The sequence below is a fragment of the Burkholderia sp. 9775_39 genome (genome assembly GCF_015712225.1).
Lineage (GTDB): Bacteria > Pseudomonadota > Gammaproteobacteria > Burkholderiales > Burkholderiaceae > Burkholderia > Burkholderia cenocepacia.
Genome location: NZ_JACCQC010000051.1, coordinates 1 through 24,626 on the forward strand (window position 1 = coordinate 1; position 24,626 = coordinate 24,626).

18 protein-coding genes and 4 pseudogenes are annotated in these 24,626 nt (G+C 65.5%); 12 read left to right on the top strand and 10 right to left on the bottom strand.

From position 1 onward, the window contains the following. Window positions 1–281, top strand: a pseudogene (glyA, locus tag H0X90_RS34430) (serine hydroxymethyltransferase); the annotation flags it as partial. A gap of 135 nt (window positions 282–416) precedes the next feature. Here glyA and H0X90_RS34435 read toward each other — a convergent pair. The 3 genes from H0X90_RS34435 to H0X90_RS34445 all read right to left on the bottom strand — a co-directional run bounded on the left by H0X90_RS34435 (window position 417) and on the right by H0X90_RS34445 (window position 4,660). Beyond that, entirely contained in the window at window positions 417–1,949 is a 1,533-nt protein-coding gene (locus tag H0X90_RS34435; protein ID WP_006498558.1) for an amino acid permease, read from the bottom strand. A 266-nt stretch (window positions 1,950–2,215) separates the two neighbouring features. Further along, window positions 2,216–3,457: a Xaa-Pro peptidase family protein gene (locus tag H0X90_RS34440; RefSeq protein ID WP_077189539.1), complete on the bottom strand. Its 1,242-nt coding sequence runs from the start codon at window positions 3,455–3,457 to the stop codon at window positions 2,216–2,218. A 282-nt stretch (window positions 3,458–3,739) separates the two neighbouring features. After that, the gene (locus H0X90_RS34445; RefSeq protein ID WP_006498556.1) at window positions 3,740–4,660 is read right to left on the bottom strand and encodes a LysR substrate-binding domain-containing protein; all 921 of its coding nucleotides are present in this window, start codon (window positions 4,658–4,660) and stop codon (window positions 3,740–3,742) included. 273 nt (window positions 4,661–4,933) lie between these two features. Between H0X90_RS34445 and H0X90_RS34450 the strand changes: the two genes are divergently transcribed. The 4 genes from H0X90_RS34450 to H0X90_RS34465 all read left to right on the top strand — a co-directional run bounded on the left by H0X90_RS34450 (window position 4,934) and on the right by H0X90_RS34465 (window position 10,724). Beyond that, window positions 4,934–6,193 (top strand): SRPBCC family protein, encoded by a 1,260-nt coding sequence (locus tag H0X90_RS34450; protein WP_077189538.1) that lies wholly within the window; start codon window positions 4,934–4,936, stop codon window positions 6,191–6,193. A gap of 8 nt (window positions 6,194–6,201) precedes the next feature. Next, on the top strand, window positions 6,202–7,353 hold the full coding sequence (locus tag H0X90_RS34455; RefSeq protein ID WP_077189537.1) for a hybrid-cluster NAD(P)-dependent oxidoreductase: 1,152 nt from the start codon (window positions 6,202–6,204) through the stop codon (window positions 7,351–7,353). A 92-nt stretch (window positions 7,354–7,445) separates the two neighbouring features. Continuing rightward, entirely contained in the window at window positions 7,446–8,435 is a 990-nt protein-coding gene (locus H0X90_RS34460; RefSeq protein ID WP_077189536.1) for a GlxA family transcriptional regulator, read from the top strand. A 321-nt stretch (window positions 8,436–8,756) separates the two neighbouring features. Then, window positions 8,757–10,724 (top strand): phosphatase PAP2 family protein, encoded by a 1,968-nt coding sequence (locus tag H0X90_RS34465; RefSeq protein WP_077189535.1) that lies wholly within the window; start codon window positions 8,757–8,759, stop codon window positions 10,722–10,724. 228 nt (window positions 10,725–10,952) lie between these two features. On the opposite strand, the gene H0X90_RS34470 is transcribed toward H0X90_RS34465, so the two are convergent. Next, window positions 10,953–11,234 carry a hypothetical protein gene (locus H0X90_RS34470; RefSeq protein ID WP_077189534.1) on the bottom strand — a complete coding sequence of 94 codons (282 nt, stop codon included), beginning with the start codon at window positions 11,232–11,234 and terminating at the stop codon, window positions 10,953–10,955. Beyond that, entirely contained in the window at window positions 11,228–11,551 is a 324-nt protein-coding gene (locus H0X90_RS34475) for a hypothetical protein (RefSeq protein ID WP_077189533.1), read from the bottom strand. Before H0X90_RS34475 ends, H0X90_RS34470 begins: the two co-directional genes overlap by 7 nt. A gap of 443 nt (window positions 11,552–11,994) precedes the next feature. Between H0X90_RS34475 and groES the strand changes: the two genes are divergently transcribed. From groES to H0X90_RS34490, 3 genes are all read left to right on the top strand, one after another. Beyond that, entirely contained in the window at window positions 11,995–12,312 is a 318-nt protein-coding gene (gene groES / locus H0X90_RS34480) for a co-chaperone GroES (RefSeq protein ID WP_006482399.1), read from the top strand. Between the two features lie 80 nt (window positions 12,313–12,392). Continuing rightward, the gene (gene groL / locus H0X90_RS34485) at window positions 12,393–14,015 is read left to right on the top strand and encodes a chaperonin GroEL (protein ID WP_006482400.1); all 1,623 of its coding nucleotides are present in this window, start codon (window positions 12,393–12,395) and stop codon (window positions 14,013–14,015) included. A gap of 118 nt (window positions 14,016–14,133) precedes the next feature. Then, entirely contained in the window at window positions 14,134–14,421 is a 288-nt protein-coding gene (locus H0X90_RS34490; protein ID WP_077189532.1) for a hypothetical protein, read from the top strand. A 105-nt stretch (window positions 14,422–14,526) separates the two neighbouring features. On the opposite strand, the gene H0X90_RS34495 is transcribed toward H0X90_RS34490, so the two are convergent. Then, entirely contained in the window at window positions 14,527–15,432 is a 906-nt protein-coding gene (locus tag H0X90_RS34495) for a manganese catalase family protein (RefSeq protein WP_006491398.1), read from the bottom strand. Window positions 15,433–15,918: 486 nt separating this feature from the next. Between H0X90_RS34495 and H0X90_RS34500 the strand changes: the two genes are divergently transcribed. Continuing rightward, a complete protein-coding gene (locus tag H0X90_RS34500) occupies window positions 15,919–17,226 on the top strand; it encodes an Nramp family divalent metal transporter (protein ID WP_077189531.1) in 1,308 nt (435 codons plus the stop codon). 95 nt (window positions 17,227–17,321) lie between these two features. On the opposite strand, the gene H0X90_RS34505 is transcribed toward H0X90_RS34500, so the two are convergent. After that, entirely contained in the window at window positions 17,322–17,603 is a 282-nt protein-coding gene (locus H0X90_RS34505) for a hypothetical protein (RefSeq protein ID WP_006485830.1), read from the bottom strand. Between the two features lie 624 nt (window positions 17,604–18,227). Here H0X90_RS34505 and H0X90_RS36295 point away from each other — a divergent pair. Both H0X90_RS36295 and H0X90_RS34515 read left to right on the top strand, forming a co-directional pair. Continuing rightward, a pseudogene (locus H0X90_RS36295) lies at window positions 18,228–21,180 on the top strand (CheR family methyltransferase); the annotation flags it as partial. Window positions 21,181–21,182: 2 nt separating this feature from the next. After that, window positions 21,183–21,494, top strand: a pseudogene (locus H0X90_RS34515) (chemotaxis protein CheB); the annotation flags it as partial. A 30-nt stretch (window positions 21,495–21,524) separates the two neighbouring features. Here H0X90_RS34515 and H0X90_RS34520 read toward each other — a convergent pair. The 3 genes from H0X90_RS34520 to H0X90_RS34530 all read right to left on the bottom strand — a co-directional run bounded on the left by H0X90_RS34520 (window position 21,525) and on the right by H0X90_RS34530 (window position 24,081). Continuing rightward, window positions 21,525–22,817, bottom strand: a complete 1,293-nt coding sequence (locus H0X90_RS34520) for an Nramp family divalent metal transporter (RefSeq protein WP_077189530.1) — start codon at window positions 22,815–22,817, stop codon at window positions 21,525–21,527. A gap of 82 nt (window positions 22,818–22,899) precedes the next feature. Continuing rightward, window positions 22,900–23,415: a hypothetical protein gene (locus tag H0X90_RS34525; RefSeq protein ID WP_077189529.1), complete on the bottom strand. Its 516-nt coding sequence runs from the start codon at window positions 23,413–23,415 to the stop codon at window positions 22,900–22,902. A 63-nt stretch (window positions 23,416–23,478) separates the two neighbouring features. After that, window positions 23,479–24,081 (bottom strand): TetR/AcrR family transcriptional regulator, encoded by a 603-nt coding sequence (locus H0X90_RS34530; protein WP_006485824.1) that lies wholly within the window; start codon window positions 24,079–24,081, stop codon window positions 23,479–23,481. 418 nt (window positions 24,082–24,499) lie between these two features. Between H0X90_RS34530 and H0X90_RS34535 the strand changes: the two are divergent. Continuing rightward, a pseudogene (locus H0X90_RS34535) lies at window positions 24,500–24,626 on the top strand (sel1 repeat family protein); the annotation flags it as partial.

Sequence of the window (24,626 nt, forward strand, 5' to 3'; positions counted from 1 at the left end):
CGAAGCACATCACGGGCAAGGCGGCGGAAGCGGCGCTCGGCGCGGCGCACATCACGGTGAACAAGAACGCGATTCCGAACGACCCGGAAAAGCCGTTCGTGACGAGCGGCATCCGTCTCGGCTCGCCGGCGATGACGACGCGCGGCTTCGGGCCGGCGGAAGCCGAGCAGGTCGGCAACCTGATCGCCGACGTGCTGGAGAACCCGGAAGACGCAGCGACGATCGAGCGCGTGCGCGGCCAGGTTGCCGAGCTGACGCAACGGTTCCCCGTCTACGGCTGATACGGTGCGAGGTTCGACTGCCGCCAGGCGGTCGAACCGCATCGCTTCACGCCGATGCACGTTGAAATAAAAAACCGACTCGCGGGCGCAATGCCGCGAGTCGGTTTTTTGCCGGTTGCGACGATGCTTCGGACTTCAGACGGATGGATCGACGTTCGCCTCGAATTCGCGGATACGGTCGAGGTTGCGCGTGTCCTTCAGCACCGGCGGCCCCGCGAACGTATTGCGCACGCCGAAGCCGTACCAGATCACCATCAGTGCAACCACGAAGCCGACGAGCACGTAGAGCACCTTTTCGTTCGGCGGCTGGATACCGACGTACGCGAGCACGCACGCGCCGACCAGTGCGAGCAACGCGCACGGCTTCGACCAGACGCCCAGCTGGAACGGGCCCTTGTCGGTCCACGAGCGGCCTTCGGCCAGCATGCCGGAGCCGATCGGCATCGCGTACGAGATGAACAGGAACACCGCGCTGCCGGCGCTCAGCACCGAGAACGCGTCGCCGTACAGCGTGACGACGATCGCGAGCACAGCACAGGTCCAGATCGCGGGCCCGGGCGTCCGGTGCGTCGGGTTCACGCTGCGCAGCAGCTTCGACGCCGGCAGTCCGCCGTCGCGGGCGAACGCATACATCATCCGCGACGTCGACATGATCGCCGCGAGCCCGCACACGTAATTGATGAAGAACATCGCGAGTTCGAGCGTGACGCGCAGCGCCGTCGGAATCGGCGCGAGGATCGCTTCGAAGAAGCCGGTGCCCTGCTTCATGCTGGCGGTCAGGTCGGGCATCACCAGCACGAACGCGCACACCATCACGTATCCGAATATCGCGGACCAGAACACCGAGCCGATGATGCCGCGCGGCACGTTCCTGGCCGCGTCGTGCGTCTCTTCCGACGTGTGCGCGGACGCATCGAAGCCGGTGATCGTGTAGGTCACGAGCAGTAGACCGGACAGGAACGCGAGCGGCGTGGCCTGCTTCGGCCACGCGCCGCCGTCAACGCCGGTGAAGTTGGTGAAGGTGACGAGCCGGTGCATGTCGAACGCGACGGGCGAGTAGTAGAGCAACGACACCACCAGCGCAATCGTCACGACGAAAATAAGATATCCGGACAAATCGGTGATCTTGCTTGCGATCTTGATGCCGCGCGCGTTCAGCACGGCCTGCGAGATCGTGATGAGCGCGATGAACGCCGTTTGATGCCACCACGTCAGGCTGTCCGGTCTGACGCCGAACATCGGCGCGATCAGCGTCTTGAAGAACGGGTCGTAGGTGCCGAAATTGATCGCGGCGATCACGAAGATCAGGCCGATCAGGTTGAGCCACGCCGTCATCCATCCCCACTTCTTCCCGCCGAGGATCGCGCCCCAGTGGTAGAGGCCGCCCGCGGTCGGAAACGCGGACGCAATTTGCGACATCGACACGGCGACGATCAGCGCGAACAGCGAGCCGAGTGGCCAGCCGAGGCCGATCGACGCGCCGCCGGCCGCGGAAAACGCGAGCTGGAACGCGGTGATGCCGCCGGACAGGATGCAGATCACTGAAAACGACACGGCGAAGTTCGAGAAACCGCTCATACGTCTCGACAGTTCCTGCGCATAGCCCATTTTGTGCAGCAGGCTTACGTCGCTATCGGTGCCTGAATCAGGCGGGATTTTTGCATCCATAGTCGCTCCGTCACGAATGTCCTGCGTGGCAGGACCGTCATTTCCGCCCGGGCTGCGCGGCGCAGCCCGCTCCTGGGATTCGTCGGCGGCACGCGCTACCGGGGGGAGCCCGCAAGCGCTTTCCAGTCCGACGCGTGAACGGTATGAAATCAAATCTCCCGGCTCTATCAGATTTCGGCAATGTAGTGAAAATCCTGAGAGACGCACCGGATCAGGGCACGGCGTGTCGCTGGCTACTCTTTTTTGCCGAGAAGTTACCGCATTGCTCAAAGCCAGTTCGTTTCGAACGGGAACGTAGACAACGGCACGCACCCGGTTTCAGTGAGCAGCACCTGCTGCTCGAGCTTGACGCCTTCGTCGCCGCCTTCCGCGCCGATATAGCTTTCGATGCACAACGTCATCCCGCTCTCGAACGTACCGTCGTAGCCAGCGCTGTCCCAATCCATGTAGTGTGCGACGGACGGATACTCGTCCACCATGCCGATACCGTGCGCGAGGCAGCTGTAGCGATTCTTCTGATACGGTTGCGGCATTTTCCAGGTACGCTGGGCGAACTCGCTGAACGCCATGCCCGGGCGCAGCAGATCCGTGTTGGTCATCAACTGCGCGTACGCGGCGGCATAGAGCCGGCGCTGGGCGTCGGTCGGGCGAACGTGGCCGACCGTCCAGGTTCGGGAAATATCCGCGCAATAGCCGAACGGGCCGACCAGATCGGTATCGAACGCGATCAGCTCGCCCTGCTTCATGGTCCGCGCGCTGCATTCCTGCATCCACGGATTGGTGCGCGGCCCCGACGCGAGCAGTCGCGTTTCGATCCATTCCCCGCCAAGCCGGATATTCTCGTAGTGCAGGTGGGCCCAGAGATCCTGTTCGCTCATTCCCGGCGTCAACACGTTGTGCATGCGCCGGATGCCTTGCTCGCACACGTCGACGGCGGTCTTGATCAATTGCAGTTCGTCCGCGGATTTCACGGCGCGCGCGTGTTCCATCAACGCTTGTCCGTCCGCCACGCGGACGCCTTCTTCCTGAAGCGCATAAACGCCTTCAGGGTCGAGCCTGTCGACTGCGATACGCATCTCGGACGGCGTGTGCTGACGCAGCAGGTCGGCGACTTCGCGCGCCCATTGCCGGGCCTTGCGCACCGATTCCGGCCCGGAACTGAAGTAATTCCAGCAGGTGGCGCCGCGCAGCTCGACATCGAGCGTGCTGCCGTTCCACACATGCTCGCAGTTGTGGAATTCGAAACCGATGACGGGCCCGTGCACAAACACGATCACGTAGCGCGTCGGGTTGCGCCCGGTCCAGATTTGCATGTTGGACGTATCCGTCGCATAGCGGATGTTGACCGGGTCGTAAAGAACGATGGCCGGGCAATTCCGCCGAACGAGCTCGTTCCGGACCCGCTCGATGCGGTACGCGCGCACGCGCTCAATCAGATCGTCCGAAACGCCGGCGATACCGGTCGTTTGCATCGTTGTCGCCACATGAAGCGTGCTGACCGCTGACATTGCGCCTCCAGTTCGTCGTTACGGATCCGTCCGGACTCGTGGCAGCGCCGCGTGTGCCGCTCCGGGCGCCACCGGGGTCCTTTGAGGTCAGTATCGAAATGCAGAAAAGGCCAGTCAACGCGCTATATTTTCAGGATCGCATTACTTTAGGTCATGCGAAGGGCGGCGCTTGACGATGGCCGCGACGTCGTCGCGTTCGACAGGAGGAAGGGGAAAGGAGAACCAGGCGGCATCATGCCGATACCGTTCGAATCGGGACAGCGATCGAACCGGCGCGTCGCGTCACTGAACCGGAAGTTCCTCGCGCAACCAGTCGATCAATTGCGTGACCGTGGGTGTCAACGAACGGCCGTGAGGCACGATGACGAAATAGGCATCGCTCGTCTTGCACGATCCGACCGGCATCCGGACCAGCTCACCGGTCGCCAGCAGGTCGTGCACGAGTCGGTTCCAGCCAAGCGCGACACCCTGCCCGTATCGGGCTGCCTGTACCGCATCCGTGTAGAGGCTGCAGCGCAGCGCGTAGTTCAGCTTGGCCGGACGGTGGCCGACCGAGCGGAACCACGCTTCCCAGCCCATCCAGCCTTCGGACGTCGAGTCGGATTCGATCAGCGGAAGCGCGCCGAGCGCTTCGACGGATGCCGGCATGCCGTTTTCCTCGATGAAGGCGGCCGAGCACACCGGAAACACTTCCTCGTCGAACAGCAGGATGGAGGTTCCGTCCGCCCACTTTCCGTCGCCATAGCGCACCGCGACGTCGACTTCCACTTGGCGGAGGTCCGCGGTAAACATCTGGGTCGTCAGCCGCAGCTTCAATGACGGGTTCAGGTGCTTGAGCTTGGGCAGCCTCGGCAGCAGGCGGAATTGCGCGAACGATGCGGTCGACGCGAGCACGAGCTCCTGCTGGTCGGCACCCGTCGACAGACGGTCGAATGCGCCCGCGATTCGCTGCATCGATTCGGCGACGGCGAGATAGAGCATTTCGCCTTCGTTCGTCAGCGAGATCGAGCGGTGTAGACGATGGAAGAGGCGTACATCGAGCGTTTCCTCGAGGAAGCGCACTTGCCGGCTGACCGCCGCCTGGGTCACGCCGAGTTCGGCCGCCGCGTGGGTGAAGCTGCCGAGGCGGGCGACCGCTTCGAATTCGACCAGTGCGGTCAGCGACGGCACGATCCGCCGGTATCCTTTTGTTCCTTTCGTCATTTGAGTCTGATTTTCGTGCGGCCGGGGCGAATCGTGTGTCTCCAAATTGTACCGGTCAAGTCGCCGATGTTGCGATGCGGACTCGTACCGAGTCGCGCGTTCAACCGTGCGGATTCGGGTTAACCAAGGGGCCGGCGGCGTGCGCGTTCTTGCATAACATAAAGTAATGCGAACGAGAAAATATAGCGCGTTGACGGGTGAAATCGTCCCTCCAATACTTCGCTCAAAGTTTGAAAAAAGCATAGCGAAAATCAACCCCATTGGAGGTATACGATGTCTGCCGTTCTGCTCAAGACCCACCGTGAACTGCTCGACAGCCGCAAACCCGGGCACGGGCTGCCGGCCGGGCTTCTCGGCCGGCAGGATGTGTTCGAGACGGACGTCGAAGTGTTCTTCGAGAAGCTGTGGATCTTCGTCGCGGTGACGGCCGACGTGCCGGAGCCGGGCGACGTCTACGCGGTCGATATCGGCAAGTCGTCCATCCTGATCGTGCGCGACGACGACGAGAACATCCGCGCGTATCGCAACGTGTGCCGCCACCGTGGCGCGCGCCTGATGAAGAGCGCGACGAAGGCGACCGTCGGCATGCTGGTTTGCCCGTATCACCAGTGGACGTACGACCTGGACGGAAGCCTCAAGCACGCGACGCACATGGGCAAGGATTTCGACACGAAGTGCCGGAGCCTGATCCCGGTGCACGTGAAGGTGGTCGGCGCACACGTGTTCGTCTGCCTTGCCGACGAAGCGCCGGAGGATTTCTCGAAGCTCGAGACGGTGATGGCGCCGCGATTCGCGCCGCACGACATGCAGCGCACCAAGATCGCGCACGAGATGACCATCGTCGAGAACGGTAACTGGAAGCTCGTGATGGAGAACAACCGCGAGTGCTATCACTGCGGCGGTACGCATCCGGAGCTCACGCAATCGTTCCTTGCGCACGACTTCGGCTTCTGCCCGGACGGCCAGAGCGAGGAATCGCTGCGCGACTACGACGCGTATCTCGCCCACAATGCGGCGCGCAAGAAGGAGTGGGAGGAGGACGGCTATATCTGTGAGGCGTTCGACTCGGTCGACGAGAGCGTCCAGACCAATTTCCGCACGCAGCGGCTCGTTATCGCCGGCGCCTGCGAATCGCAGACGATGGATACCAAGGTCGCCTGTACGAAGCTGCTCGGCGATCTGCCGCGTCGCGATCTCGGCGACGTGCACATGTGGACCCATCACTCGTGGACGCACGTGATGAGCGACCACGCGGTCGTCGCGTATATCCTGCCAATCGCGCCGGACAAGACGGTCGTGCGCACGGTGTGGCTCGTGCATGCGGATGCGGTCGAAGGCGTCGACTACGACGTCAAGACGCTGACCGAAGTGTGGGTCGCCACGACCCAGCAGGACGCGGACCTCGTCGGGATCACGCATAGCGGGACGCAGGACCCCGCCTATGTGCCGGGCCCGTACTCGACGTATACGGAAGGCGCGCTCGAACAGTTCGCACGTTGGTACGACGCGCGCCTGAAGGCTCACGGCATCTGAGTATCGTCATGAAAGTCAGAGAGAACTTTTGCGCGGCCGATCCGGCCGCCGCGGCGACCGATCGTTTCTCGGACCCCGCGACCTGGGAACACGCGGACGTCCAGTGGGCCAGCAGCGAACAAAAGACGCTGGTGTGCTGTCGCGTGCGGGACGAGACGCACGACGTCCGTACCTTCGTGTTCAGCGCGAAGGACGGGCATCCCTTCCGCTTTGAGCCCGGCCAGTTCATCACGGTGTCGGCCGACGTCGACGGCGTGCCGGTCAGCCGTTGCTATACGGTATCGTCGCCGCCGACGCGGCCGTACACATTGTCGATCACGGTCAAGCGCACGCCCGGCGGCGTGATGTCGAACTGGCTGCATGCGAACGTGAAGCCCGGTGTCGAGCTGAGTGCATTCGGGCCGTCCGGCATTTTCACGCCGTCCTCCGGGCCGGCCGCGAAGGTGCTTTACCTGTCCGCCGGCTCGGGCGTGACGCCGCTGATGTCGATGACGAGAGCGGCGATCGACCTCGGGCTGAATCGCGACATCGTCTTTGTGCACAGCGCGAGAACGCCCGCCGACATCGTGTTTCGCGACGAACTCGAGCGTTTGAGCGCGGAAGCCGATCGTCTCAAGGTGATCCACATCTGCGAAGCGACGGGATCCGAGCCGGACTGGCGCGGGCCGACCGGCCGGCTCAGCCTCGAGCTGCTGCAACGGCACGTTCCCGACTATCGCGACCGCGAAGTCTTCACGTGCGGCCCGGCGGGCTACATGAATTCCGCGCAGGCACTGCTCGCGCAGGGCGGTCATGATCCCGTCCGCTATCACCAGGAAAGCTTCAACCTCGCCGAGACGGTCGAGCCTGCCGCGGATGCGGCCGACGCGCCGCAACAAGCGGCGGCGGTGGGCGTCCGTACGTATACGGTGCGCCTTGCGAAGTCGGGCAAGACCTTTTCGATGAGCGGCGCGGAGACGGTGCTGTCGGCCGCGCGCAAGGCCGGCGTCGCGCTGCCGTCGTCGTGCAGCCAGGGCATTTGCGGTACCTGCAAGACTGCGGTACTCGACGGCACGGTCGACATGCAGCACAACGGCGGTATCCGTCAGCGGGAAATCGACAAGGGGCTGCGCCTGATGTGCTGCAGCCGTCCCACGTCGGATCTCGTGCTCGATCTGTAGCGGTCCGTCACCCCGACGCGCGCCGATCCCGATCCGGATCGGCGCGCCCAGCCCGACATCAGTCGACCCGTCGTCCTTCCGGTATTGCCACCGTGTTCGATACCCCGGCTTTCCTCGCTTCACGTCCGCGCCATTTCGGTTTTCTCACGCTGCCGTCGTATTCGATGATCGCGTTGACGCACGCGATCGAAGCGCTGCGCGTCGCGAACTACGTCGACCGTACCGAACACTATCGCTGGACGGTGTTCTCCATCGACGGCAACCCTGTCGAAGCCAGCAACGGCATCGCGATGCGGCCCACGCAGGCGCTTGACGTGTCGGGTCCGCTGCCCGACGTGATGATCGTGTGCGGCGGCACGCGCATTCGCGAGATGGTCGACGCGCGCACGCGGCACGCGCTGAGCGCGCTTGCCGAGCGCCGGATCGTGATGGGCGCGCTGTGCAGCGGCGCATATGCGCTGCTGACCGTTGGCCTGCTCGACCGGTACCGGTGCGCAGCTCACTGGGCCGACCTCTACGCGCTGCGTGCCGAGTTTCCCGATGTCGAGATCACGGACGAGCTATTCGTGATCGATCGGGACCGGATCACGTGTACGGGCGGCATCGCGCCGATGGACATGATGCTCACGCTGATGTCGAGCGACTTCGGTCCGCATCTCGTCGTCGACGTGTCGAAGCACCTGGTCGTCAGCCGGCTGCGCGGCATGAATGAACCGCAGCCGATGCCGGTGTGTGCGCGTCTCGAGTCGACGCGCGACGATCTGGTCGAAGCGGTGAAGCTGATGGAAGCCAACGTCGAGGAGCCGCTTTCGTTTCCCGAGATCGCGCGGCTGGTCGGGCTGTCAGCGCGGCAGTTTCAGCGCGTGTTCAAGGAATATTTGAGTATGTCGCCGCGCGACTACTACCGAAGCATTCGCCTTCGGCATGCACGGGCCCTGCTGCGCCGCGGCAACGATTCCATCGGCGATGTGTCGGTGCGTTGCGGATTTCCGTCGGCGTGTACTTTCAGCAAGGCGTATCGGAAGGAGTTCGGCCATGCCCCGATCGTCGAGCGCCGCGCACCGCGATACACGGCGGGATGATAGTGCTCGGGTGACCGCATTTTGAGTACGACGCGGGCTGCCGATCGCTGGCGCGGACGTCGGCCGGGTATCACATGCTCGGCAACTGTCCGTGATGCGGGACGGGCGGGATGCCCGCGCGGGCAGGCAGGTTTTCCGTGCCGACGAATGCGTCGGCGTCGTGTGAAGCGCCGATGCAGGACAGGACCGCATCGCGTCTCGACGAGCGGGACGGTGGCGCGACATCGCCTTCCCCCGAACTTTCTCGGCTCTTTCTCATATCTTTCACAAACTAACTATATCGTACGCGCTTTCTCGACACTCCACGGGAACCGCCCAGTCATGTCAGCGCATCGCCGGATTGCCTTGCACACCTTCGCTATCGCCGTTTCGGCAGCCTTCGTTGTCGCGGCTTGCGGCGGAGACGACGTCGACAGCAACCAGCCGCCGTCGGTTGTCGCGCAACTGCCGGCAGCGCCCGCGGACCCCGGTTTCGTGGACAGCGCCCCGGTTCCGGCATCGGTGCCGGCGTTCGTCGACAACGCGGCGACCAACCAGCGCGGCGATGCGCGTTACGCCACAATGAGCACGAACGCCGGCGTGCGCGTCTTGAACGGCTTCCGTGCGCTGTGGCAGCCGCTGACCGACCTCGTCGATGCCGGGACGAGCGCACCCGCGGCCGGCGGTTTTCCGGCGGTGGCGCCGTCGCTGTGGACCGGTCTTCCGAACGACGGTACGCCGGGCGGGACGGCGCTGAACCCGGCCGTGCTGAATGCGAATGTCCAGTATGTGGTCGACGCGACGTCGCAGCGTACCGCCGCGCAGGCCGAGGCCGCGTACTACGACGACCGCCGCGGCAAGGGCTATAGCGTGTCGGACGGCATGGGGCCGCTTACCGACGCGTGGCGCGGCGCGGCGCAGCAGACGACGAGCATCACGTCGGTGCCGGCCGACGCGACGACGAAGCTCTACAACGATACGGGCAACAACACCGGCGTCGGCGGCAGCGCGAATGCCGGGTTCGGTTCCGTCGTCGATTTCATCAATACGATGGGAAACAACGGCTCGACGGAGCCGGCGAAACGCTTCTACAAATATGCGCGTCCGTATCGGTGGAGCACGAGCGTCGTCGTCGCGCCGACGCTCGTACCGGCAGAAAGCACCACGCCGGCCACGGACGGCGGTTTTCCGAGCGGGCATTCCGCGGAAGGCATGCGTGACGCGCTCGCGATGGCGTACGTGATTCCCGAACGTTTCCAGGAAATGATCAGCCGCGGGCTCGAACTCGGCGAGAACCGCATCCTCGCCGGCATGCATTCGCCGCTCGACGTGATCGGCGGCCGGATACTTGCCCAGGCGGTGGTGGCGGCGAACCTCGTCGATCCGGCCAACGCGACGCTCAAGCAGACGGCCTTCCAGCAGGCGCATGCAACGCTGTATTCGCTGACCCGCACCACGCCGGCCACGTTCCTGGCCGCCGCGCATGCCGGTACGGCGTCGAGCGACCGCTTTGCCGACCCGGCCGCCAATCGGGCCAATTACGCGCGCCGACTCACGTTCGGCTTCGCGCCGATCGGCACCACCACCCACGGCGCAGTCGTGCCGAAGGGGGCCGAAGTGCTGCTCGAGACGCGTCTGCCGTATCTGAGCGCCGACCAGCGACGCGTCGTGCTGAAGACGACGGCGCTGGCGTCCGGTTATCCGCTGCTCGACGACGCCGAGGGATGGGGCCGGCTCAACCTGTTCGCCGCCGCGGACGGGTACGCGAATTTTGCCGGCAACGTCAGTGTGACGATGGATGCTTCGCTCGGCGGATTCAATGCAGCCGATACCTGGCACAACGATATCGGCGGCGACGGCAAGCTGACGTTCGCCGGCACGGGCGTGCTGACGCTTGCCGGCGCGAACACCTATCGCGGCGGCACGGAAGTGCGGGGCGGAACGCTCGCGGCAGGATCGCCGCAGGCGTTCGGTGCCGGCGACGTCTATGTCGGCGGCGGCACGGTGGCGATCAAGTCCGCGGCGCGCGCGAACATCAATGGCCGCTACACGCAGTTGAAGGGCGGTACGCTGGAACTCGACCGTGGCGCCGGCGACGCCGGACGACTCGCGGTGGCAGGGATGACGACGCTTGCCGGCGGCACGCTGCACATCCGGTTCGCCGCGGGTCTCGCGCCGCAGGTCGGTGACGTCGTTTCGCTCATCGACAGCAGCCAACTTCAGGGGCGCTTCGATTCGGTGGTCGTGGACGGGTACAACGCCACCGCGCTTTACAGCGCATCGGGCATATCGGTTCGTATCGACAAGTAGGGGCGGGCGACGCATCGATGCAGTGATCCGGACGGCGGTTGCCCACCGGAGCATGCATCGCGCCTTCGTCGTTGGCCGCGGCTGTCGGCTGCGGGTTCGACGACCGCCGCCAGGGTCATCGACGAAACGCGAGCTTCAGTATTGGCGGCGCGCTTGCGCGGATACCGCGTGCATCGAGCATGATCACGCACGCACGTCGGTAGCCGCGCCACTGATTCGAACGCCGGGTCACCCGGCGTCGTCCGACAGCGCGACGGGCGCGTCGTATGGATGGTCGCGCGCTGCCGCGGCCTCGTGACGACGCCCGCGGGAAGCGACGTCGGCCCCGAGCGCGTGGAGAATCGATCGGCCCTTCTTCGTCAGGTACGCGCGCCGGCGGCCGGGCGCGCGATGTTCGAGCATGACGAGCTGCCGTTCGAGCAACGCATCGAGTTCGGCGCGGTTCATGTCGAGCTGATCCGGTGCCTGGCACACCAGCATCAGCGTCGCGAATTCATGCGGGCTCAGCATGGCCGCCTCCCGTCGCGCACGAAACCGCCACGCGCGGGCGCAACGCCGAAAAATGAAATGTGGTGCAGCACCCGTCCTGGCGTGGCGATGCGGCGGCGCGGCGGCTTCGCTCGGCCGATCGCGGCGGGTTGGGCCGCGCGACGCAACGCGAATGGCTTGCGCGCGCCGCGTACCCACGCGCCGATCGACGCGAAGCGACCGGTGCCGTTGCGCGCTATCCGCAGGCCGGTCGGCAAACCCTTGACGACGCGGGCGACGCGTCTTGGTCGGCGGCCGACCTCCGGCAGCCGATCGAAGATGAAGAAAGGATCGTTCATGATTCGCTCCCGGTTGGACCTCGCACGGAGGACGAACCGGACCACGCGCTCCAGTTCGTCGATCCGCGAAAGATCTCGCTGACAAACAAATCGAAACACGCAGCGCGTAAGCCGCGGCTGCTTGAGCGATACCAAAATAGGATGGGACGCGCGGATTTCAAGCATCGTTGCACGACGATTCGCGCGGCCCGGAGCGGCGGTCGTCGAGGTCGTATTGCCGCTCGCGACGGAACGTCGGGAGACAGCCGCCGGTCGTGCGAGCGCCGGTTTCGCGATGAAACATTTTGTTACATATTGGGCGCGCGTCACCCTCTTGAAGCGTGCCTGCCCGCCACTATTTCGCTTTTCGCCAATCGATGGCACGCCGGCGCATCGCGGTCTTTGCGCGTGCAGGCGCCGGCGGATTCCCTTTTCCAGGTGATCTCATCGCTCAGGAGATGAAAATGCAGATTCGTCCCCTCTACGACCGGGTTATCGTCAAGCGAATCGAACAGCAGCGGACGACGGCCTCCGGCATCGTGATTCCCGATTCGGCCGCCGAACGGCCCGAGCAGGGTGAAGTGATTGCAGTCGGCAGCGGCCGGCTGCTGCAGGACGGCTCGCAGCGCCCGCTGCAGCTCCAGGTCGGCGACCAGGTTCTCTTCGGCAAATATGCAGGCCAGACCGTGAAGGTGAACGGCGAGGAACTGCTCGTGATGCGCGAAGAGGACGTCATGGGCGTACTCGAACCCGAATCGCCGGCCGCCAGGAAAGCGGCCTGAATGCCGATTCGACCGCGTCGCACGGGTGTGTACCCGGTGCGCGCGGCATCCCGTTCAACGACTGTATCCGGAGCAACAAAATGACTGCAAAAGACGTGAAATTCCGCGATGGCGCGCGCCAGCAGATCGTCAAGGGCGTGAACGTGCTGGCCGATGCGGTGAAGGTGACGCTCGGTCCGAAGGGCCGCAACGTCGTGATCGAGCGCGGCTTCGGCGCGCCCGTGATCACGAAGGACGGCGTGTCGGTCGCGAAGGAAATCGAGCTGAAGGACCGCTTCGAAAACATGGGCGCGCAGATCGTCAAGCAGGTCGCGTCGAAGACGGCCGACGTGGCCGGCGACGGGACCACGACCGCCACCGTGCTCGCGCAGGCGATCGTGCAGGAAGGCATGAAGCACGTCGCGGCCGGCATGAACCCGATGGATCTGAAGCGCGGCATCGACAAGGCCGTCGGCGCGGTACTCGACGAGTTGCGCAAGCTGTCCCGACCGATTTCGACCCACAAGGAAATCGCGCAGGTCGGCGCGATTTCCGCGAACTCGGACGACGCGATCGGCAAGATCATCGCCGATGCGATGGAGAAGGTCGGCAAGGACGGCGTGATCACCGTCGAGGACGGCAAGTCGATGGAGAACGAACTCGACGTGGTCGAGGGCATGCAGTTCGATCGCGGTTACGTGAGCCCGTATTTCATCAACGATCCCGCCAAGCAGGCGGCCTATCTCGACGACGCGCTGATTCTGCTGCACGACAAGAAGATCTCCAGTGTCCGCGATTTGCTGCCGATCCTCGAAGCGGCGTCCAAGGCCGGCAAGCCGCTGCTGATCGTCGCCGAGGACGTCGAGGCCGAAGCGCTCGCGACACTCGTCGTGAATTCGATGCGCGGCATCCTGAAGGTCGCCGCCGTCAAGGCGCCGGGCTTCGGCGACCGGCGCAAGGCGATGCTGGAAGATCTCGCGATCCTGACCGGCGCGACGGTCATCTCGGAGGAAACCGGCAAGCAGCTCGACAAGGCCACGCTGGAGGATCTTGGCAGTGCGAAGCGCGTCGAGGTGCGCAAGGACGATACGATCATCATCGACGGCGCGGGCGATGCGGCGCGCATCGACGCGCGCGTGAAGGCGATTCGCGCGCAGATCGACGAAGCGACGAGCGACTACGATCGCGAGAAGCTGCAGGAGCGTGTCGCGAAGCTCGCGGGCGGCGTGGCGGTGATCAAGGTCGGCGCGGTCACCGAAGTGGAAATGAAGGAGAAGAAGGACCGCGTCGACGATGCGCTGCATGCGACGCGCGCCGCGGTCGAGGAGGGCATCGTGCCGGGCGGTGGCGTCGCGCTGCTGCGTGCGCGCGCGGCGCTGTCCGACATCCGGGGCGCGAATGCGGACCAGGATGCCGGCATCCGGATCGTGCTGCGTGCGCTGGAAGCGCCGCTGCGCGTCATCGCGGCCAACGCGGGCGACGAACCGTCGGTCGTGATCTCGAAGGTGCTCGAAGGCAAAGGGAACTTCGGCTACAACGCGGCGACCGGCGAGTACGGCGATCTGGTCGATGCGGGCGTGGTCGATCCGACCAAGGTCACGCGGACCGCGCTGCAGAACGCGGCATCGATCGCGAGCCTGGTGCTGACGACCGATGCGACCGTCGCGCAAGCGCCGAAAGAGGACGGCGCCGAGCCGGCCGCCGCGCCCGACCTCGGCTACTGACCTGCGTCGCGGGCTCGCCTGCGATCGTCGAACAGCCGCTGGCCGGAGCGGCTTTGCCCGGCGCGCGCGACAGCGGGGGGCGCGTCGCGCCGCTTTTTTCGTGTTTGCGAGACCGACCATGAAACTCGAACTTTCGATCGATTCCAGGCCGCTGCACGTCGAACTCGACGACGTCATCGCCGGCCTGCTCGCCGCGCGGCTCGGCCTGCCGCTCGACGGCGACAATTGCGGCGCGATCGGCCGCTACCTCGGCGACGCGGCCGGGCCGTGGACGCTGGATGACGACCATATGCGCAAGCGCGTGATGCGCCGCCTGATCCTCGACATTGCCGATCCGACGCTGGTCATCCAGTACCTGATGGCCGACCAGGGCGACCAGACCGAGCCCGACGAAGCCGGCGCCTGACGCGCGCCGGACGCGCGGCCGCACGTGCGGCGATGCATCCGGCGCGCGCGTCATGTCGCTTCGCCGGCGCGCCGGAATCCCGATCGCGCGCCAGCGCGCCCCTGCTCACGCGCCGTCCGGCTTGCCCGGCTTGCGGCCCTGAGGCGCCGGCGGCCCCGCGCCGAGTTCGGCGCCCGTCACCGGGTCGCTGTTCGGATCGGAGGCGAGTCGCTGCGCCATGGCTTCGATGGCGTCCGCCTGCTGCGCGTCGAGCATGCCTTCCGGAATACCGCTGCCGCCATCGACCGCCGGCTCGCCGGGCCGGATCTCGAGTTCGCCGCCGTGGTTCCACGGTCCGACCAGCGGCGCCGCGTCCGGCTGCATCCGGAAGTACACGTGGTCATACGGCGTCTTGGGCGGCAGCTTGCCCGGCGGGAAATTCGCGGTGATCGCATACAGCGCCTTCTCGAACGACATCTGGTGCGACACCTCACGCGTCATCAGGAAGCCGAGCGCGTCGCGAATGTCCGGATCGTCGGTGACGTTGATCAGCCGTTCATAGATGATCTTCGCGCGCGCTTCGGCCGCGATGTTCGAGCGCAGGTCGGCGGTCGGCTCGCCGATCGTGTCGATGTACGCGGCCGACCACGGCACGCCGCCCGAATTGGTCAATGGCGCGCCCGCGCCGTACAGCACCTGCGTCACGTGGCTATCGTTGCCGGCGCCGTGCAGCTTGCGGTACAGCTCCGCCTGTTCGTCGACCGCTTCGGCCAGTTCGCCCTTGGCGCCGCGGTTCAGCATCGCGGCCATCGAGCCGATCACTTCGAGATGGCTCAGCTCCTCGGTGGCGATGTCGAGGAGCATGTCCTTGCGGCCCGGATCTTCCTCGGTGATCGCCTGCGTGAAATAGCGCATCGCGGCGGCAAGTTCGCCCTGCGGGCCGCCGAACTGCTCGAGCAGCAGGTTGGCGAGCCCGGGATTCGGCGCGCCCACGCGCACCGTGTACTGAAGCCGTGTGTTGTGGATGAACATGGCATCTCCGTGGAAAAGGGTTGCGCGACATTCGCCGGCTCGAATCAGCACGATTCGAGCCCACGGCCGACGATCCCGGGCATGCGCGATGCTGTCCGGTGCGGGTTGTGCGCAAGCGGCTTGCCGTGGACGACGGCATCGTTCGCTGCACGACACGCGTGCGTCGGGCAACGGGTATCGGTCTGTCCGGCATCGGTCGGCGCGGCGCGACGGAACCGCGATCGGCTCGCGGCGGGGCTGCTTTCCGCGGGCGCAGCGGCCGGCCGGCGACGCGACGGCGCGGCATGCGACAAGGGCCGAGACGGCGGCAGCGCGAGCACACGTCGCGTAGCCCGCCCCCCTCGTCGCCGGATTTTCAAGCGGTTGTCATTTCGGCTGTATGGCCCGTGTCGCGCCGGCACGGAGGCGGTGCGGCACGGTGTGTCGGCGGTACGCGGGATGGATCGCGCCGGCGGCGCACGATGCCGCTTTCGTGAAGGAGTACGGATGGCGACGCTCGACAGGAACGCGGCGACGGAGCGCACCGCGACGGACATGCGCGAGGGGTTGGCCGGCCGGCGGCGCGGGCCGCTGGCGGCGCTGTCGTTCGCGGGGCCGGCGATCGTCGCGTCGGTCGCGTATATGGACCCCGGCAATTTCGCGACGAACATCCGGGCCGGCGCGCAGTTCGGTTACACGCTGCTCTGGGTCGTGCTGATGGCGAACGGCATCGCGATGTTGTTCCAGTCGCTGTCCGCGAGGCTCGGCATCGTCACCGGTCGCAATCTCGCGGAGCTCTGCCACCTGCATTTCCCGCGGCCGGTGGTCGTCGGCATGTGGGTCGCGAGCGAGCTGGCCGCGATGGCGACCGAGCTGGCCGAATTTCTCGGCGGCGCGATCGCGCTGTCGCTGCTGTTCGACCTGCCGACCTTCGCCGGAATGTTCGTGATGGCGCTCGCGACCTACGCCATCCTGCTGGCCGACCGGAACGGGTTCCGGCCGATGGAAATCGCCGTGGGCGTGTTCGTCGGCGTGACCGGTCTCTGCTATCTCGCCGAGATGTTCATTGCGCCGGTCGCGTGGGCCGAAGTCGGCTGGCATGCCGTCGTGCCGGAATGGCCGCGCGGTGACGCGTTGACGGTGTCGGTCGGCATCGTCGGCGCGACGATCATGCCGCATGCGCTGTTTCTGCACTCCGGGCTCACGCAGCGACGCGCGTCGGGGCTCGATCGCGCGCGGCGCCGGATGATGGTGCGGTTCTCGGATCGGGAGGTGGTCGTCGCGCTGTCCGTCGCCGGCGCGATCAACATGGCGATGATCGTGATGGCGAGCGCGGCGTTTCATGCCGGCCATCGCGATGTCGCGGAGATCGAAAACGCGTACCGGATGCTGACGCCGTTGCTCGGCCCGGCCGCCGCGACCTGTTTCCTCGTGTCGCTGATGAGCGCCGGCATCTCGAGTTCCGTCGTCGGCACGATGGCCGGACAGATGATCATGCAGGGCTTCGTGGGGTTCCGGATTCCGGTCTGGCTGCGCCGGCTCGTCACGATGGCGCCCGCGTTCGTCGTCGTCGGGATGGGCGTGGATTCGATGCAGGCGCTCGTGATCAGCCAGGTCGTGCTGTCCGTCGTGTTGCCGGTACCGATGCTGGCGCTGGTGTACTTCTGCGGCCGACGTGACGTCATGGGCGCGTTCACGAGCGGGCGCATCGCGCGCTGCGCGGCGCGCGGCGCGACTGCCGTCGTCGTCGTGCTGAATGTCGTTCTGCTGGCGCGGCCGGTCGGCGCAATCGTTGCACGGTTGGGCGGCAACTGAACGGCCGGTGCGTTAGCGCGCGGGCGAACGTGGCGGCCCAGGTTGCCCGCGACGCCGCGCGAGCCGGATGACGGCCGGCGTGCCGGCGTGCGGGTTCAGCGCGCTTTCAGCATTTCGTCGGCGAGCCGGTAGGCGCTGACCGCGCGCTTCGATTCGTAGTCGGCGATCGTCGACACGTTGCGCCCGGCGTCGCGCGACAGCAAGCCCTGCAGCGCGGCGGCGGCAAAGAAATCGCGCAGGTCCGGGGTCGTCGATTTCGGCTCGGGCGGAACGGCTTCGACGAGCGGCCCCGCCTTCCAGAAAACGGGCGATGGAGTGGCTGCCCTGGCTACGGCGGCAGTTTGCTTGATGCTCACATCCTGCGAAAACGGCGTCATTTCTTCCCCTTCGATCCAGTATCTGTTGGCGAAGCAGCGTAATGTCCCCGACTGCATGAGCGAGCATCGTGTCGTTGTGTTGTCAGCGGTACTAACCGCTTGATCGACGCGAATATTCGCTGGTAATACGGAATTCGTCAAAGAAAATAAATTAGGTCCGCGCCGTCGACGGACGAGCACGATTCGTTCCCGCTCGCGGTCGTGGAGCGGCATCGCGTCTTGCGGACCGATGGGGATGGTATGTCGGCGCGAATGACGTTCCGGTGACACGCCTGCGCGCAGGCGCGGCGGTCCGGCACGGCATCCTGACGGCGGTGTTGGCGACATCGCAGGCGAGATGAAAGCGGGCGAGGCATCGTTGCGGGACGGAGCCGAGCAGGTGCAGCCGTTTCATCGTTCCGGTTCCCGCTGTCCCGCGCGCACATGCCGTTGGTGATCCGCCGCACGGGGGATCGCAAGCCCTTGGTCAGGGGCGGTCCGGCGCTTGCCGGTGCCGTACAAGGCGCACGGAGGCGCAGGGGAAGCATCACGGAGGAGCGTGGGACGCCCCGACCCGGACGAAGGCGATGCGATCCGGTATCGATCGGCGGTCGGCACACGATGCCCCACAACAAGGAGAATTCAATGGCACGGCAAGCGCCTGCACGCAAGGAGCGGCTTTCATCGCCCGCCACGTTGAAGAGCGATCTGTCGTTTCCGGTCGTGGGCATCGGCGCATTGGCAGGCGGTACGACGGCCTTGCAGACCTTTTTCGAGAGCGCGCCGACGGGCATGGACATGGCGTTCGTCGTCGTCGTCCATCTCGCGCCGGAACAGGTCAGCCACATGGACAGCGTCCTGCAGCGCACGACGGGCATGCCGGTGCATCAGGTGACGTCCACGGTGCCGATCGAAAAGAACCACATCTACGTGATCGCACCGGGCATGCAACTCGAGATGTCGGACGGCTGTCTTCGCTGTCATAGCCGGGGCCAGTCCGATGATGCCCCATTCACGATCGACCACTTCTTTCGGACGCCGGCGGACGCGCACGACTGGCGCGCGATCGGCATCGTGATGTCGGGCACCGGCTCCGACGGCGCGGCGGGCTTGAGCCGCATCAAGGAGGCGGGCGGCATCACGCTTGCGCAGACACCGGATGACGCCGAGTATGCGGAGATGCCGCAGCACGCGATTGCCATGGCGCGCGTCGATATCGTGCTGCCGGCGGCCGACATGCCGCAACGGTTGCTCGAACTCTGGTCGAATGCGCGCCGCATCGAGCAGCAAAGCGTCGAATTCGCGCAATCGCTGCACCACGTCGATCGGCCGACGGTCAACGATCCGGAGCGGGCGCTTTCCGACATTCTGATGCACTTGCGGGTACGCACCGGCCACGATTTCCGGCTGTACAAGCGGGCGACCGTGCTGCGGCGTATCGAACGGCGCATGCAGGTCAACGGCCAGCGCGATCTCCTCGCGTACCGGGATTTCCTGCGTGCCGCGCCGGAGGAAGCAAACGCGCTGCTGGCGGACATGCTGATCGGCGTGACCCAGTTCTTCCGCGATCGCGAAGCGTTCGATTTCCTCGAACAGGAAGTGATCGGCTCGTTGTTCGCGTCGGAATCCGGCGAGGAGCAGGTGCGCGTGTGGGTAGCCGGATGCGCGACCGGGGAAGAGGCGTACTCGATCTCGCTGTTGCTGGCGCGGGCGCGCGAGGCCGCGATGTCGAGCCAGGCCATCCAGGTATTCGCGACCGATATCGATGAGGCGGCGATCGTCCGCGCGCGCACCGGCTCCTACCCGCTTTCGATCGCGAGCGACGTGCCCGCCGCGCTGCTGCAGCGGTATTTCACGCGGGACGGCGCATATTACGTGATCGCCAAGGCTGTGCGCGAGCGCATTCTGTTCGCCGCGCACAGCCTGCTGCGCGATCCGCCGTTCTCGCATCTCGACCTGATCTCGTGCCGCAACGTGCTGATCTATCTGGAGCGGGCGGTGCAGCGGCAAATCCTCGAGCTGTTTCATTTCGCGCTGCGTCCGAACGGCTACCTGTTCCTCGGCACCGCGGAATCGGCCGACGCGGCGGACGATCTGTTTGCCGTCGTGGACAAGAAGCGCCGGATTTACCGCGCCCGCGTCGTCACGCATCGCGCGAAGCCGGTCACGGGCTTTCCGCCGCTGTTCCAGGTCGAGTCCGGTGCATCCGACGAGCGGGCCGCGCCGCAGCCCCCCGCTGCGGGTGCCGACCAGTCCGGCACAGCGCAATTTCTCCTATGCGGAACTGCACCAGCGCGCGCTCGAAACGTATTCGCCGCCGAGCGTCATCATCGACAAGGAATCGAACGTCGTTCATCTGTCGGATAACGCCGGCCGGTTCCTCAGGCATGTCGGCGGCGAGCTGTCCAGCAACATCATGACGCTGGTGCTGCCGGATCTGCGGCTCGATTTGCGCACCGCGATTTTCCGCGCGCTACAAACGGGCACGAGCGTGGAAGCGCGCCGGGTCAAGTGGGCGCACGACACGCGCGTATCGTGGATCAACATGACGGTCCGGCCGTTCCACGACAAGGTCGCGAATGCGGAATTCCTCCTCGTCGTGTTCGACGAGGTGGCCGGCCGCATGACCGAGGAGGATCAGGCCGAGACGAGCGGGCAGGATCCGGTGCTGGCGCAGCTCGAACAGGAGCTGCAGCACAGCCGCGAGCAACTGGCGACGATCATCGAGCAGTACGAAACGTCCGTCGAGGAACTGAAGGCGTCGAACGAGGAGCTGCAGGCGATCAACGAAGAATTGCGCTCCACGAGCGAGGAGCTCGAAAGCAGCAAGGAGGAACTGCAATCGGTCAACGAGGAGTTGACCACGGCCAACGCCGAAATGCAGGCAAGGATCGAAGACACCGCGAAGGCGAACGACGACCTCCACAACATCATCGCGTCGAGCGAGATCGCGACCGTGTTCGTCGACAAGGAAATCCGGGTCAAGCGGTTTACGCCGAACGCGACGGCCATTTTCAATCTGATCGATACGGACCTGGGCCGGTCGCTGTTCCACATTACCCACGCGTTGCGGTATCCGACGCTGGCCGACGATGTCCGGCAGTCGTTTCAGTCGCTGCGGTTGATCGAGCGCGAGATCGAGAGCGAGGCCGGCCGGTGGTATCTGATGCGGTTGCTGCCCTACCGCACGGCGGACGACCACATCGACGGCGCGGTGATCACGCTGATCGACATCACCGACCGGCATCATGCGGAAGAGGCGGCTCGCGCAGGCGAGCAGCGCCTGCGCCTGGTCGCGCAGTCGACCAAGGACTACGCGATCATCATCCAGGACGGCAACGGCGCGATCGTGAGCTGGAACGCCGGTGCGGAACGCATCTTCGGCTATACGGAAGAAGAGATGATCGGCCAGGACGTGGAGTTGATCTACGAACCCAACGATCGACAGGCGCTCGTGCCGATGCGCGAGCGCGAAGTCGCGACCCGGGAAGGCCGCGCGGACGACGAGCGCTGGCACCGGACCAAGGACGGGCGCCGGATTTTCTGCAGCGGCGTCGTTACGCCGATTTCCGATACGTCGTTCAACGGATTCGCGAAGACAGTTGCAACGGCGTGCTCTGGCGCATGCGCGACGATCGTCCGTTGCGATACCGTTGCCATACCGGGCATGCGTTCTCCGCGCTTTCCCTCGACGACGCGGAAGCCCAGAAAGCGGAGGATGCGATATGGGGAGCGATCCGCGCGGTTCACGAGCGCATGATTTTTGCGCGCGAGCGCCAGGAATGGGCGCGCCGCACGGGCAACGCCGAGGACGTCGCGATCGAACAGGCCCGCATCGACGAAAACCAGCGGCTCGCGGACGTGCTGCGCCGTGCGGTCGGCGCCGCACTGAGTACGGGCGAACTGGAGTGAGCGCGAGCCGCGGCATTCGCGCTGCCGGTTTCATCCCGGCACGAACACGCCCATCGCCGCGATTGCCATCGCGAGCGTCGCGATCCATCCGCCCCATGCAAGCGCGCCTCTGACGGCAAACTCGCCCATGACGCGTTTGCTTCTCGCCATCAGCATCATCACGACCATGATCGGAACGGCGCTCACGCCGTTGATGACGGCGCTCCAGTAAAGCGCGCGGATCGGGTCGAAATGCATGAACGTGAACGCGATCCCGCCGACGATCGCCAAGACGATCACCGCATAGAACTCGGGCGCGACGCCCAACTGCAGCGCGAGGCTGTTGCGCCAGCGGAACGTGCCCGCGGCCGCATAGGCGGCCGATCCCGCGAGCACCGGCAGCGCCAGCAGGCCGGTGCCGACGATGCCGAGCGCGAACAGCATGTATGCGAAGTGACCGGCAAGCGGCTCGAGCGCCCGCGCGGCATCGGCCGACGTCTTGACGTCGATGTGATGCGCGTTGAGCGTGGCCGCCGCCGTCAGCACGATGAAGAAGGCGATCACGTTCGACACGCCCATGCCGAACCACGTGTCGAAGCTGATCCGGCGCAACTGGGCGGGCGCCTGATGCGGTACGCGCCGCAGCGGCCGCTGGTTCGGCACGGAGCGCAACTCTTCGACTTCCTGGGACGCCTGCCAGAAAAACAGATACGGGCTGATGGTCGTGCCGAGCACGGCGACGACCGTGGTCAGGTAGGCGGCGCTCAGTTGCGCATGGGGCCGCACGATCGCGCGGCCGACGTCGGCCCAGTCGACCGGCACGATGACGGCGACCGCGACATAGGCGAGCAGCGTCAACGCCGTCCATTTCAGCAATCGTGAATAGCGGTCGTACGGGACGAAAACCTGCAGCACGACCGACACGCCGCCGAGGCACACGATGTAGAGCTGTTGCGGGCCGGGCAGCAGCAAATCGACGGCCGCGCCCATGGCCGACAGATCGGCCGCGATGTTGATCACGTTGGCCGTGATCAGCAGTACGACCGTTCCGTACAGCAGCCATGGCGGATAGTGCTTGCGCATGTTCGACGCGAGGCCCTTGCCCGTCACGCGGCCGATTCGCGCGCTGACCAGCTGGATCGCCGTCATCAGCGGATACGTGAGCAGCAGCGACCACAGCAGTTCGAAGCCGAATTGCGCCCCCGCCTGCGAGTATGTCCCGATGCCGGAAGGATCGTCGTCGGCGGCGCCGGTGATCAGGCCGGGGCCGAGACGCCGGACCCACGTGACCGCATTCGGGTCCGGTTCCGTCGGCTCGGGCTGGAGCAAATCGTTGTCGTTCATGATCGCGGGCCTCCCGGGGTCCGGCAGGCGCAATGGCCGTGCCCGCCCGGGCGGTTTCCCGCGCCGGCAGCCGGGGCGGGCCTCACGGTCCGCTCGGCTTCGCCCTGTCGCCCACGTCGACGTCGATCGCGTGTTCCTTCGATACCAGCCGGGCCCCGACCATGCTCCCGCCGCCGATGCGCAACGTCAGGCGCGCGGGTTCGTTGGCATCGAGCCCCGACACATAGTCCAGGCCGTGCAGCCCCGCGCGATCGTGGAACGGAATGAACCAGGACGAACAGAAGTCCGACGTGGGGACCGGACACGGGGCGCGGATGGCGAGCCGCCGCGCAGCAAACGGATAGTCGTCGAGCGCGGGTTCACCCGTATCGAATCGCTTGCGGATGGTGAGCGGCGTGACGGTGTAGCGGAGGTAGACGTGGTCGGCCCACAGCGTTCGGTCGAGCGATGCCAGGTCTTCCGTGGTGAACGCAACGATCGTGAGGCCGTTTCGATCGCGGTTCTGGATTTCATATCGGCTGACATTCACCGATTTGCAGCCGGTACACGCGATCGCCAGACCCATCGCGAAACCGATCCAGCGCATCCGGTCATGCATGTCGTCCTCCCCGGCACCCTCCGACCTCGGTTTGCTTGCAATACGACGGCGCGCGACGTTGCGTTACGTCGGGCGACCGGCACCTTCGGCAGGCGAGACCGGCGCGTGCATCGCCTGTTCGAGCAGCGCATGCGCGGCTTGCCATGCGCGCTGGGCCGCCGCGGAATCGTTGAACGCCCGCGCTTCGACCGTGGCGCCGTCCAGCAGCATCATGAAGACGGTCGCCAGCCGGTTGGCGGTTTCGGCCGGCACGACGGCTTCGATCAGTTCGGCCATCCATTCGACCATCTTGCGGCGATAGCGGATCGCGACATCCGAGATCGGCGCATAAGCGGTGCCGAATTCGGCCAGCGCACGCTCGAACAGGCAGCCGGCAAATTCGGGTGTGCGGAACCACGCTTCATACCAGTCGAAGACGGTCTTGACGCGCTCGACCGGATCGACGACGTGCTGCAACTGCGCGTCGATGCTGCCGACGATCAGGTCGTAGCGCTGGACCAGCACTTCGCGGATGAGCTCGTCCTTGCTCGCAAAATGCCGGTACAGCGTCATTCGGGCGACACCGGAATCGTCGATGATCCAGTCGACGCCCACCGGGTGGAATCCATGCCTGGAGAACAGTTCGGTCGCTTTGTCTACCACCAGCTGGCGTTTGTTGGCTCGCACGAACGGCTTCCTCCTCGATATTTCAACAGCATAGACCGATTATTCTAGCATCATGCCGGTCGATGAAATTGGCCTCCTGGCGCTGTCTGACGGCCGTTCCGCCCCGACAATCTTCGCTTGTCGAGCCGGTTATCAAGTCGTCTTGACTATTAGATAGACCGATATGTATCATTTGAAACCAGTAAGCAGCGATCGATATTGCGTGGATTAAAGAGACAGAACAAGAGCGGGTTTACCGCGTGCCGTTTTCTGCCGTGTCAGACGCTGCAACGATGTTTCAAGCCGAAAAGAGAACCTGAGAGAGCCTTGGCACGCGGGCCCGCGGACGATGTTCGCCGCGCCCCGCACCGGCCGGGGGCATGCTCGCGGGCGAGCGCGCGAAGCAATACGGCGCCAATGAAACGTGAGGAAAATACCCATGTATCGCCGTTTACTCGCACCGGGGCTGCTGTTGCTGTTGGCCGCGTGCGCGCAGGATCCGTCGGTGACTGCCGGCACGGTACGGATCTGCGACGACACAGGTTGTTCCGATCGCCCTAAAGATC